The organism is Pusillimonas sp. T2, from assembly GCF_002236805.1.
GTDB lineage: Bacteria > Pseudomonadota > Gammaproteobacteria > Burkholderiales > Burkholderiaceae_B > Neopusillimonas.
The window spans coordinates 111,381-123,569 of the sequence record NZ_NIQA01000007.1; the positions used below are offsets into that span (position 1 = coordinate 111,381).

Sequence of the window (12,189 nt, forward strand, 5' to 3'; positions counted from 1 at the left end):
CCTGATCTCATCTCTCTCAGCGTTTCAGCGCCGATGCGTGGTATGCCATATGCTCGCCAATGAAACTGGCAATGAAGTAGTAGCTGTGGTCGTAGCCAGGGCGCAGATTCAACGTGAGCGGGTGCCCCGTCTCGTCGCAGGCTTTGCGCAGCAGATCGGGCTGAAGCTGACTCTCCAGGAACTCGTCGCCCAAGCCCTGATCCACCAGCAGCGGCAGACGCTCCTGCACGGTGCGAATCAGCTCCACGGTGTCGTACTGCTTCCACGCCTCCCGGTCGCTGCCCAGGTACGCCTCGAAGGCCTTGTGTCCCCAGGGAACCTGGGTGGGCGCGACGATGGGCGAGAAGGCCGAGACGCTTCGATAACGGCCCGGGTTGCGCAGGGCGATGACCAGGGCGCCATGCCCGCCCATGGAATGGCCGCTGATGCTCCGCTCCGCCGTCACGGGAAAGTGGGCCTCGATCAGCGCCGGTAGTTCCTGCACCACGTAGTCATACATCCGATGATTCGCAGCCCAGGGTTCCTGCGTGGCGTTGACGTAGAAACCCGCCCCCTGTCCGAGGTCATAGGCGGGATCGTCGGCAACGCCTTCGCCGCGTGCGCTGGTATCGGGCGCGACGACGGCAATGCCATGTTCGGCTGCGTAGCGCTGGACGGCGGACTTGGTGATGAAGTTCTGCTCGGTGCAGGTGAGGCCTGAAAGCCAGTACAGCACCGGCACCTTGCTGTGCTGTGCCTGCGGAGGCAGATAGACGCCGACCTTCATCGTGCAACCGAGCGTCGTGGATTCATGCTGATAAACGTCCTGCCAACCATCAAAGCTGGCGTGATGTTCGATGCGTTCCATGGTGTTCTCCTATGTTCAAAGGAACGGCGCAGCTCTCGCGCACCAGGACGGCAGCTCTTCAGGAAGATTTCTCTTCCGCTGCCGTGTCACCGTGGGCGTGTCTGATCCTGCGCACGATCCACCAGATCGTCAGCATCACCGCAGGCACCAGAACCGCCATCACCGGCGCCACGCTGTCGTGAACCATCGGAATGCCCTTGAGTAAATAGCCGAGAAGACTCACGACGTAATAAGAAATTGCCGCGACCGACAGGCCTTCGACGGTTTGCTGAAGGCGCAATTGCATCTTGGCCCGGTTGTTCATCGACGCAAGCAGATCGCGGTTCTGGCGTTCAAGCTCGACGTCGATCCAGGAACGCAGCAACGCGATGGCCCGGGTCAGCTTGTCGGAGAGCTTGGTCTGGCGCTCCTTTACGGATTGGCATGTCCGCATGGCGGGAGCGATGCGACGCTGCAGGAAATCCGCCCAGGTGAAGTACCCGGATACGGCTTCTTCCGAAAGCGCTGCCAGCCTTTCCTCGACGATCTCGTAGTAGGCACGGCTGGCGCCGAAGCGATAGAGATTCGCCGCAACGCCAGCTTCCAGCTCGGCAGCCAGGGCGGTCAATTCGGACAGCAGCACGTCGCTGTCGCGCCGTTCCACCAAGCTCGTACACATCTCGTCGGTGATCGCCGCAAGGCGCGACTCCATGCGCCGCAGCTCCGACGTCATCGACCGCGTCAACGGCAAGGACAGCAACGCCAAGGTGCGGTAAGTCTCGATCTCCAGCAGACGTTGAGCCAGCGCACCCGCCCGCGCCGGGGTCAAATCGCGGGCCAGGACGAGCATCTGCGTCAGGCCATCCTCATCCTGTCGAAAGTCGGTCAGGATGGCGGCAGAGCCGTTCTCCACCAGCGAGTAGCACAGGCTGGCAGGATCGAAGCGATCGACCTCCTTCTCCGTTTCCGGCGTCCACGGAAGAAGTCTCAAACGGATGCCGGATACGACCGGGCCGGGAGGAACAAATCCATGCTTGAACGGATTTTCGCCGCACGGCTCTCCCGTCTCGGAATCCAGCGAAGCGCACCATAGATACGTCGAGAACTCGGTGTGCTTTTCGCAGTGCAGGTCTCCTTCATCCCATGTCACGCCGTGAAGCGGCGTAGCATGGTCGGGTTCGGCAACGCCGAAGCGATGAGACAACTCACTCATCGCCATCTGATCCCTGGCCTGATCGCCTTCGGTAATGAAAGCGAGCTGCAATATGCTGCGGGGGGCCTGAATCAACAGATGCGGGCGCGCATGCACTTCACCCACGGCCGCAGCACGATCGGCATAGGCCGGCATGCCGTACACGGTGGCGGTCGGGGCGGGTTGTACGGTCGTCGTATTGATGTTGGCCGGCTCTTGCATAACGACCTCATTTCTCATTGGTTGAAAAACACGCTTCAAAGCAAATGCCCGCAGCCATGCGTTTCGCACATGGCTGCGGGCCGATCTTCATGAGCGGGCACCGCTCTACACGGTCCGTCCAATAGGCTCGCCGTGTAGAGGCTTGTGCTGGCCTTTTCAGAACGCCCTCAGCTTCCTGGCTTTCAGACGAAGGTGTACGCGCAAACCTTGTTGCCCGCCGGATCACGCAGGTAGGCCGCATAGGCACCCGGCAGGTGGCCACGCGGGCCGGGCTGGCCCTCGTCGGTGCCGCCTGCGGCAAGGCCGGCGGCGTGGAAGGCGTCCACTTCGGCGGGAGTGGCGGCCGCAAAGCCGACCGTCACGCCGTTGCCGGAAGGCGCTTCACCATTGCCCGGACGAGCGATGATGAAAGCCGGCTTTTCGCGACCGAAAAGCACCCATCCGTTGCCGAAAGGACCGAGGTTCTTGATGCCGAGAGCACCCAGAGCGGCGTCATAGAACGCGGTCGACTTCTGGAGGTCGGCGGCGCCGACGAAGACGTGCGAGAAGATACCGTCGCCGGAAATGACAGGATTGGACATGGTTAATTTCCTTGGTGGTTGGTGTTGAATGGATAGTGGGTGATCAGTAGTGGATCACCGTGCGAATCGACTTGCCTTCATGCATCAGGTCGAAGGCCTTGTTGATGTCGTCGAGGCCCATGGTGTGGGTGACGAACGGGGCGAGATCGATCTCGCCTTTCATTGCGTCTTCCACCATGCCGGGAAGCTGAGTGCGGCCCTTGACCCCACCGAAAGCCGAACCCTTCCAGGTGCGACCGGTGACCAACTGGAACGGGCGGGTCGAAATTTCCTTGCCAGCACCAGCCACGCCGATGACGATCGACTGGCCCCAGCCGCGGTGGGCAGCTTCCAGAGCCGAACGCATCACGTCGACGTTGCCGATGCACTCGAAGGTGTGATCGACACCCCAGCCGGTCATCTCGATCAGAACCTCGTGAATCGGCTTGTCGAAGTCCTTCGGGTTGAGACATTCGGTCGCGCCGAAGGTACGAGCCAGTTCGAACTTCGCCGGATTGGTATCGATGGCGATGATGCGGCCCGCTTTGGCCTGGCGTGCACCTTGAATCGCAGCGAGACCGATGCCGCCGAGGCCGAAGATGGCCACCGAGTCGCCGGGCTGTACCTTGGCCGTGTTGTGCACGGCGCCGATGCCGGTGGTCACGCCGCAGCCCAGCAGGCAGACGTGCTCGGGATTGGCGTCCGGGTTGATCTTGGCCAGCGAGACTTCGGCGACGACCGTGTATTCGCTGAAGGTCGAGCAGCCCATGTAGTGGTAAAGCGGCTGACCGTTGTACGAGAAGCGAGTCGTACCATCGGGCATCAGCCCCTTACCCTGGGTTGCACGAACCGCGACACACAGGTTGGTCTTGCCGGACTTGCAGAACAGGCACTCGCCGCACTCGGCGGTATAGAGGGGAATGACGTGATCGCCAGGCTTCACGCTGGTCACACCTTCACCCACCTCCACGACGATACCCGCACCTTCATGACCCAGCACGACCGGGAAGAGACCTTCGGGGTCGTCGCCCGACAGGGTGAAGGCGTCGGTATGACAAACGCCGGTGTTCGTGATCTTGATGAGCACCTCGCCCTTGCGCGGCGGCTCGACGTCGATCTCGACGATTTCTAGCGGCTTTCCTGGCCCAAAGGCAACTGCTGCACGTGATTTCATGATGTCGCTTCCTTTACTAGCTAACTAAATTTGCCCTCACCGAGGGCACCCTGGTGCCTCTACCGCAGATAGGAGCGGACGATAGAGATGGTCTCGTCAATGGACTTGTTCTGCGAATCGCTCCTGATTTCGCTACTGGGAAACTCTTCCCGCAGATAGCTCTCCAGAACGGTTGCCATCAATCCGTTGACTGCCCCACGAACGGCCGCAAGCTGCTGAAGAATTGCAGGACATTCCGCACCTGCATCAAGCGCTTGCTCAAGAGTCGCTACCTGACCTTTGATGCGCCTGATGCGCGTCAGTGCTTGCTTCTTTTCTTCCGGGCTGTGTGGCATCGAACACCTCTCTACTTGGGTACATCGCCGCATTATACAATACTCCCCCATAATATATGCGGCCGAACTTCGCCACAAATTCTGTGCTCTTCGAGCACTCTTACAGGCTAGTACAGATTTGTTCCCAAGAAGCGCAAAACATTCAAATCAATGAATATTTTTTGCATGTATCGACAGCATCGGGGCAAGTTCAAAACTGGTCAAACTGGAAAAATCTATGTGCAGATAGACATGGCCTATGTACACGGATTCATCGAGCTGAAGCTATCAAGATGACCCCGGCTAGGCGACCTTACGACCCGAGTACCGAGCATTCCGCAGTGCAGGCAACATCTGACCGTCCCAGTCGCGATCGACTGCAACCTGGGCCTGTTCTTGGTTTCGTTCGAGCGCATCTACGTCAAGATCAGCGATCGCCCATGTCTGCGTGCCGCAAGTCGTCGCGAGAATGCCATCCTCCGGGAATCCACGATCCATTGGTGCGTAGATCGTGGCCTCGCCAGTGTTCGTGTCCAGCGCCGGACTCCAGTCGGCAGTTCCAGTCGTCACGGCCTGCGCGATGAACATTCGGTTCTCCAGTGCCCGCGCCATGCAGCCCACACGGACCCGGGTTGCACCTGCTCGGGTGTCGGTACAGCTCGGGACCAGCAGCAGGCGCGCCCCCGCCTCTCGCTGGGCTCGCACGGGCAATGGAAACTCACTGTCGTAGCAGACAGCGATGCCGGCACGCACGCCTTTCAGATCGAACACCTTGAGTTCGTCGCCACCCTCGATGACGCCGGTGTCTTTCTCGAACCCCGTTAACTGCAATTTGTCCTGGTAGTCGCGTGTACCGTCAGGCGCAAACCACCAAGCCCGGTTGCGATAGCGGTTCAGTCCAACCTGGGTCAAAAACGTACCGGCCTGAATGGTCATGCATAACTCGCGCGACAAGTCGGCATACAGTGCCAGCCACGGAGACTGCAAGGCCTGCAGCGCGGCCAGAGAGGCGTTGAAATCATGGCGAATGCTCGGCTCGCACGTTGCAGCCAGTTCGAGGGATAGATACTCGGGCAACACGGCCAGTTCCGCCCCGCCACGACGCGCCTCCTCCAGAACCAGTCGCTGCCGCGCAGCAAATGCCTCGAAGTCCGTGGGCTGGCCCACTGCGTATTTCGCAACTGCCACTTTCATTTCGCGTTCTCCAGGGAGTGCAGCCACATCGTGAGCGTCTGCTCGGTTTCGCTTGGCTCACCCACCTGCTTCCAGGGCAGCGTAACCTTCATGTCCGACTGCCGCACGTAGCCACGACGGGTCCAGAAGGGATCATTACTGCGGTAGTTGGAAGGACGCCGAGGATCGTCGTCTGCTCGATCCACCGACGCAAACGATGTCCACTGCATGCCGCCCAACGAACGAGCATGCGCTTCGCGTTCGTCAAAGAAGCGGTGGCCCAGGCCAAGCCCCCGGAAGGCCGGGAGCAGGACTGATTCGCCGCAGTAAAACACTGCCTCCATCGGGACTCCTCGATCGGCGAACGGCACCTGGAAGGCCGGCTCTGCATCGCCGAGAGGCAACCCCGTGGACGCACCCACGACCAGGTCATCAGCGAGCGCGAGCACCAGCAGGCTGTCTGCCGAACGAGCGTACATGGAAAGGTAGTGCTTCTCGTATTCGATGTCGCCCTCGTACAGGTATGGAAAGCTGCGGAAGACCTTCGCCCGCAGATGTGCCACGGTGTCGAACCATTCGGCAATGTCCGATCCACGACGAACCAGCACCTGCACGTCGCTGGTCATTTCAGGCATCCCCTCCGACCTGTGCGATCCAGTCGCCGAGGTTGTAGTAGTTGGTGACACGAGCGATCTTGCCATCGCGGATGTCGAAGAACGCGCCACCCGGCAGCACGTAGCGCTGGCCCTGTGCTTCCGGCAGTCCGTCGTCCGTCACTTTGTATTCGCCATGCACCACATACTCCGCGCCTGCGCGCAGGCCGTCGGCGCTGACCATCACCACGATGCCGCGCAGTTGCTCGCCATAGCAGCGATCCATGCGCCGCAGGAAGGCGCGGAAGGCTTCGCGACCGACCTCACGAGCGCCTTGGTTCAAGTCGTGCGCAACGTCATCGGTCAACATGGACAGCATGGCCTCGCGATCGCCGCGGTTGAAGGCGTCGTAGTAGGCGGTGATGAGAGTCGCAGCGTTCATTCGCGTTCCTTGTTGGGTTGTTAGGCGCGGAGCATTCGGGGGTGTTGCCAGTTTGGGCAACCGCGCCTCCCTTGTATATGGAATTGTTGCGATTTTATAATTCCACTATCTGGAACAATTAACGAGCAGCGAAACTGGCCATGAGGTGTTCGTCATGAACAAGGAAATGGAACTACTGCGCATCTTTCGGGTGGCGGCCGAAAGCAGCAGTTTTCGCGATGCGGCCGTCCGGCTGGGGACTTCTCCGCAAGGTGTCACCCGTGCCATCCAGCAACTGGAGCAACACTACGGCGAGGTGTTGTTTCATCGAAGCACACGCCAGGTGCGCATCACCGCCTTCGGCGAAGGGCTGTTAGACCAGGTGCGCCCGGCATTGGAGCGGTTCGAGGATCTATGGCGGACGCCTGGGTCCGACCAGCAGGCATCCCTGTCCGGCACGGTTCGCATCACCGCACCGCACAGTTTGGGCACCAGAGCGGTGCTGCCTGCACTGGAACGCGTGGCCGCGCGTCATCCTGGTATCACTCTGGATGTGCGCCTGTCCGATCGCATCAGCAACACGGTTGACGAAGGGATTGACGTTGGGATCAGGGTCGGATTCATGCGCGATAGCCGCTTCGTCGCGCGCAAGGCGGCCGACATGAGACTCCCAATCGTTGCCGCTCCGCGCCTGATCAAGAAAGTGGGTGTACCTGAAAACATCGATGCGCTAAGCAGCCTGCCGGTCACCGTGGCCTTGGATATCAATACCGGCCGCCCCTGGCCTTGGCACTTCAAGGCGGGACGCCAGTGGACACCCACCGCTCCCACCCTCGTCGCCGACAACGCCGACATGGAAATGGGGGCAGCGTTGGCCGGAATCGCGTTCGCGCAACTGGCGGACTACATGGCTGCCCCCTACATTGCCAGCGGGAAGCTCGTGCGAGTGCTGGAGACCGAAGAACCTCCGGCATGGGGGTTGTACGTCTATCGGCCTCAGCGTGGCCCCATTCCGGGAAGGGTTCGAGCGGTATTTGATGAAATGCTGGTCGCCGTTGGATCGTTGCCAGCTTTGCGCTGACACGCCGCAAGACGCTGTAGGACACCTGCCTTGGAAAGCGGGGCACTGAGCCTCGGCGGTTCACCCCTCCGTTTGAATGATGAGCCGACCGTCTGCCCCTTGCGCCAAGTGCAGATCGGTCGGCCATGCAATCCAATGCCGGCGAACGATTAGATATAAATAAATTGCCGGTACAACCCATCCAACTGATGACGGATATCTTCCACGCGCTGCTCGTCGCCAGTATCAGTAAATTCGAGCAACTGTTGCTCCTTGGCAGTAATTTGGTCGCAAAGGTCGGACAAATTCTCGCAAAAAGCCTCGGTATGAACTGTGGGCTCCTCCGTACTCGTCTCTTCTCCTGCTAGTTTTCGCACAGAGGAGACCGGAGAAATTCCATTTTCTTCGTTAAAGGCAATTTGAAGCTGCCTGCGCCTATTTGTCTCATCGATCGCCTGTTTCATCGCCGGAGTCGTCACGTCGGCGTACAAGATCGCCTTTCCGTTTTCATTCCGAGCAACTCGACCTATCATCTGAATGAGTGCCTGGGCCGACCGCAGGAAGCCTGCCCGATCCGCATCGAGAATAGCAACCAATGATGCCTCGGGAATATCCAGCCCTTCGCGCAAAAGGCTAATCCCAATCAAAACATCGAACTCTCCTGCGCGCAGGCCATTGATGATCTCAACACGATCCTCCGCTTTTATGTCCGAATGCATGTAGCGCGCTCGAATCCCATGGTCCGTCAAGAAATCCGTTAGCTCTTCTGCACTGACCTTCGTCAGCGTGGTCACGAGCACGCGATTTTTCTTCTTCACGCACTTCGATATTTCAGCAAGCAGATCATCTATGTACCCATCCGATTTGCGCACCTCAACCTCGGGATCAAGCAGTCCCGTCGGCCTGATAACCTGTTCGACAACCCTGTCTTTCGACACCTTCAACTCGTAGTCACCCGGCGTCGCGGAAACGAAGATGGTCTGTGGCTTGACCTTCTCGAATTCACCAAAGTTCAACGGGCGATTGTTCTTAGACGAAGGCAAGCGGAACCCGTAATCTATCAACGTCTCCTTGCGCGCCTGATCCCCCCGGTACATTGCGGATATCTGTGGCACCATGACGTGGGATTCATCGACGAACAGAAGCCCATCTTTCGGCAGGTAATCCAGCAATGTGATCGGAGGCGAGGCCGGGTCCCGGTCGCTGAAGTAGCAGGAATAATTCTCCATCCCCGAACAATAGCCTACCTCGCGCATCATCTCCACGTCATGCGTGATCCGCTCGTACAGCCTGTTTGCCTCGACCAAGCGATTATTTCTGTTAAGCTCGGCAACCCGCTCTTCCATATCAGCGAGTATCTTCTTGGACGCGGAATCTATTTTATTCGTGGGCGGTGCAAAAAGCGTCTTTGGCGAAACCAAGTAATGGTCAATTGCCCCCAGCGTTTTACCTGTAACAGGGTCTAGCCATTGAACAGACGCAACAGAGTCATCCAGCAGTTCCACCCGAACTGCCCTATGCTCGGAATCAGCAGGAAAGATATCGATCACATCACCTTGCACCCGAAACGTTGCACGTTTGAGAGTGCGCTCAGTGCGATCATATTGCAGCAGAGCCAAGCGACGAATCAGCTCTCTCTGGTTTATTTTGACGCCAGGGGACAGAGCGATCTGTAACGCTCGGTACGCATCCGGGTCACCCAGGCCGTAGATTGAAGACACCGAAGCGACGACGATCACATCGCGGCGCTCAATCAAGGATTTGGTCGTGGACAGGCGTAGGCGCTCAAGGTGGTCGTTGATGGCCGAGTCCTTTGGAATGAAACGATCGGTGCCCGGCATATAGATCTCGGGCTGAAAATAATCGTAGTAGGAAACGAAGTACTCGACAGCATTCTCGGGAAAGAAGTGCTTCATTTCACCATAAAGCTGCGCGGTCAACGTCTTGTTAGGAGCCAAGATCAATGTGGGCCGCTTCAGACGATGAATCACATTCGCCATCGTAAAGGTCTTACCTGAGCCGGTGATACCTTTCAGCGTCTGGTGTGTCGCACCTTCTTCTATGTCCGACAGTAGGCGCGCTATCGCCTCTGGCTGGTCCCCCGCCGGCGTATAGCTGGAGTGCAGAATGAACGTACCGGTTGACATTAGATATCTCCTAATTGAGCTACTTCAATTTGTCCTGATGTATCGGCTATTTCAGAAGACCTATAGCAGTACCAAACTGGGGTGTAAATGACGGCGATCCTGCCGCGCCCCACCTGGGCGCAGGCGTCGCCAACATGATAGCCCAACACATGGGCGGGCTTCCCAGTGCATATCCGCCGATCGCCACGACGTCAGCCAGCGGCCCGTCTGCCAATGCACCTGGAGCCACTCGCCTCGTTGAGCGCCGACATCGAGCCGTGGCGGGCGAGGTTGCTCTGTACGCCCAATGTGTGGCGCCGGCTCCCGCCGATACGCGCCTTTGTCTCTCTCAGCCCTCCAGACGAGGCGTTGGAAACGTGGAGCTACGTCGCCCCTCTAAAGATGCACGATCTCAACATTCGGCCATTTGCCTGCAAGGTACTCGGCCACTAGCCTCCGATGGCAGTGATGGGGCTTGTCTTCGCTGCAAAGCAGGCAACTGTTATCAATCTTTTCTTTATCGATTGACTCAATCTTTCGGGACGACATTAAATCCAGAAATTTCCTGGCGTAGATATCCCAATCTCCCCCTTTTATTTTATATTCCTCGAACATGTCTTTGGTTGGAGCAAGTGCTGGTAGATGTTCATATTCCATCCCGCACAACGCCTCGGAAAAATATCGAAGATCCTCGCGTTTAGCGAAGCCGGCCAATTGCGAAACATTATTCAGGCGAACATCGACAAGGCGCTTGGCACCAGAAGCACTTAACTTGGTGAAGAAGGACCGCGCGGAGGTCTTAGTGAATCCAATCGTGAATATCTTCATCTGCCTCATTCCCCTCGTTCCTTCATCCATAAATGGCTGTTATTGAGCTACCGCCAGGCATGTCCGTCAATCGCAGCTAAGGAAACGCTGGGGGCATGGTGTACTAGCTGCGCCACAACGGCCACGGCAGGCTCCATTCTCTCGCCGCTTCAACGACTCGCGGCCACGACCCGAACAGCTCAAGAGCTTAGCACCGCCTTTTGCGGTTGCGTGCCTCACCACTCACGCTTACTCCCTTCCAGAACGCGCCAACTGCTAAGCTACATGAGGACGACTCGCCCCACAGCGCGAAGCACCTGTGTTCGCGCTATTGGCTGTCCCGTGCGTTGTGGTGCTGACCGTCGATGACGAGTCGAACCTACTGTATGGGCACTGCGCGCAGCAGCCTTTCATGCGTGCCAGCTATGTGTCCAAGGTTGGACGCGGATCGAAGCGTGCGCAGGGTTTTTCGTGAAAGTATAAAATCTAATCAACTTTATCAGAAGAAAATATATGATCGTAAGAAACTTTGAATACTTGCTTGCTTTGCACCGTGAAGGCCATTTTGGCAACGCGGCCAAAAGCTGCAATGTTTCTCAGCCGACACTCTCCGCGGGCATTAAGCAATTGGAGGAAGACATGGGTGTCGAGATCGTGCGTCATGGCCGACGCTATGACGGCCTCACTTCTGAAGGGATGCGCGTACTGTCTTGGGCTCAGCAGATGTATGACGACTGCAAAGGGCTGGAGCGAGAACTCTCCGCACTACGGCGAGGTATAGAGGGGCAATTCCGGCTAGGGATACTCCCAGGAACTGCCGGTGTAGCGCCCACATTAAGCATCGCCCTTGCTGAAAAAACGCCCTTACTTCAACAATCAGTTCTGGTTTCCGGCGCTTCTTCCCTGCTACAGGCGATTCGAGAAAACAATTTGGATATCGCACTCATGCATTTGGAGGATATCCCAGGGGAAGACTTCGATACTCACCTTCTGTACCGTGAACGCATTTTCCTTTTTCACGCCGCGAGAACACAGCAACCCCGAAGCACAACGTGGGACCATGTTCTCAATAGACAACTCTGCGTGCTGAACTCGGCAGTACCTGAACCCATTCAAGATAGGCTGACGCAATGTACCGCACAGACTATTCGCACTGATTCAATTGACGTGCTATCGGCACACGTGGCGACAGGAAAATATTCGGCAGTTCTTCCGCAATCTCTCGCCGGCCAACTCGCGCACATTCCAAATCTCCACGCAATCGCAATCAATGGACCAATGTCGCACTCAAATGTCGGATTCGTTGCTGGGAAAAATGCGTTCGAGGCACCGTCATCGCGTGCATTGCTCGAAATGGTGCACACCCCCGAACTCGCTGCCACGCTTCAATCCGTTATATCGATCCATCGTCGGTTCCAGCCCAAAGCAGACTCATCTCAAAGCCCCCTGAAATAGCGAGTCTTGAAGAGCAACTCTGTATTGCTTCAACCAGGCGAAGATTGCAGGCATGCCGTGTGCGCCGCTAACAGGCGCCACGTGCTGAGCAACCCATCGAAGTCCACCAGGTCCAGGGGCAACTAGGGGGACAGGAGTACCTGCTGCGTGCGGCGTCCTCATGTTTCGCTGGGTCGAGCTGACTGTTCCTAGATCAAGCTAGGAGGCGCGATGTAGCGATGATCGTTGCCCTCTCCCGGCTAGGAGACGAGCACGGCTCGACGAGC

The 12,189-nt window shown here is 57.9% G+C and carries 13 protein-coding genes; 3 read left to right on the forward strand and 10 right to left on the reverse strand.

The genetic code is table 11. The features are described 5' to 3' along the window. Positions 1 to 16: 16 nt before the first annotated feature. From fghA to PuT2_RS11895, 8 genes are all read right to left on the reverse strand, one after another. Positions 17 to 847 (reverse strand): S-formylglutathione hydrolase, encoded by an 831-nt coding sequence (gene fghA / locus PuT2_RS11860; protein ID WP_023103887.1) that lies wholly within the window; start codon positions 845 to 847, stop codon positions 17 to 19. Between the two features lie 58 nt (positions 848 to 905). After that, positions 906 to 2,240, reverse strand: a complete 1,335-nt coding sequence (locus tag PuT2_RS11865) for a DUF3422 family protein (RefSeq protein ID WP_023435206.1) — start codon at positions 2,238 to 2,240, stop codon at positions 906 to 908. A gap of 182 nt (positions 2,241 to 2,422) precedes the next feature. Continuing rightward, positions 2,423 to 2,821, reverse strand: coding sequence for a VOC family protein (locus tag PuT2_RS11870; RefSeq protein WP_023435205.1), 399 nt, complete (start codon positions 2,819 to 2,821; stop codon positions 2,423 to 2,425). A gap of 43 nt (positions 2,822 to 2,864) precedes the next feature. Beyond that, positions 2,865 to 3,974, reverse strand: coding sequence for an S-(hydroxymethyl)glutathione dehydrogenase/class III alcohol dehydrogenase (locus PuT2_RS11875; protein WP_023435204.1), 1,110 nt, complete (start codon positions 3,972 to 3,974; stop codon positions 2,865 to 2,867). 59 nt (positions 3,975 to 4,033) lie between these two features. Then, complete coding sequence (gene frmR, locus PuT2_RS11880) at positions 4,034 to 4,309, reverse strand: formaldehyde-responsive transcriptional repressor FrmR (RefSeq protein ID WP_007182548.1); 276 nt, start codon at positions 4,307 to 4,309, stop codon at positions 4,034 to 4,036. A 282-nt stretch (positions 4,310 to 4,591) separates the two neighbouring features. Continuing rightward, positions 4,592 to 5,482 (reverse strand): carbon-nitrogen hydrolase family protein, encoded by an 891-nt coding sequence (locus PuT2_RS11885; RefSeq protein WP_006402492.1) that lies wholly within the window; start codon positions 5,480 to 5,482, stop codon positions 4,592 to 4,594. After that, positions 5,479 to 6,087, reverse strand: a complete 609-nt coding sequence (locus tag PuT2_RS11890; RefSeq protein WP_023435203.1) for a GNAT family acetyltransferase — start codon at positions 6,085 to 6,087, stop codon at positions 5,479 to 5,481. The genes PuT2_RS11885 and PuT2_RS11890 overlap by 4 nt, the downstream gene beginning before the upstream one ends. A gap of 1 nt (position 6,088) precedes the next feature. Then, positions 6,089 to 6,496 carry a ketosteroid isomerase-related protein gene (locus PuT2_RS11895; protein WP_023435202.1) on the reverse strand — a complete coding sequence of 136 codons (408 nt, stop codon included), beginning with the start codon at positions 6,494 to 6,496 and terminating at the stop codon, positions 6,089 to 6,091. Between the two features lie 154 nt (positions 6,497 to 6,650). On the opposite strand from PuT2_RS11895, the gene PuT2_RS11900 reads away from it, so the two are divergent. Beyond that, positions 6,651 to 7,556, forward strand: a complete 906-nt coding sequence (locus tag PuT2_RS11900) for a LysR family transcriptional regulator (protein ID WP_023435201.1) — start codon at positions 6,651 to 6,653, stop codon at positions 7,554 to 7,556. A 149-nt stretch (positions 7,557 to 7,705) separates the two neighbouring features. Here the strand turns inward: PuT2_RS11900 and uvrB are convergent, their stop codons facing one another. Then, positions 7,706 to 9,682, reverse strand: a complete 1,977-nt coding sequence (gene uvrB / locus PuT2_RS11905) for an excinuclease ABC subunit UvrB (RefSeq protein WP_023435200.1) — start codon at positions 9,680 to 9,682, stop codon at positions 7,706 to 7,708. 375 nt (positions 9,683 to 10,057) lie between these two features. Further along, positions 10,058 to 10,519 (reverse strand): DUF488 family protein, encoded by a 462-nt coding sequence (locus PuT2_RS11915; protein ID WP_254047000.1) that lies wholly within the window; start codon positions 10,517 to 10,519, stop codon positions 10,058 to 10,060. Positions 10,520 to 10,787: 268 nt separating this feature from the next. Here PuT2_RS11915 and PuT2_RS15845 point away from each other — a divergent pair, with 268 nt between their 5' ends. Together PuT2_RS15845 and PuT2_RS11920 are read left to right on the forward strand one after the other, a co-directional pair. Next, positions 10,788 to 10,943: a hypothetical protein gene (locus PuT2_RS15845; protein ID WP_158214038.1), complete on the forward strand. Its 156-nt coding sequence runs from the start codon at positions 10,788 to 10,790 to the stop codon at positions 10,941 to 10,943. A 38-nt stretch (positions 10,944 to 10,981) separates the two neighbouring features. Beyond that, positions 10,982 to 11,923 (forward strand): LysR family transcriptional regulator, encoded by a 942-nt coding sequence (locus PuT2_RS11920; protein WP_054572497.1) that lies wholly within the window; start codon positions 10,982 to 10,984, stop codon positions 11,921 to 11,923. Positions 11,924 to 12,189: the final 266 nt, after the last annotated feature.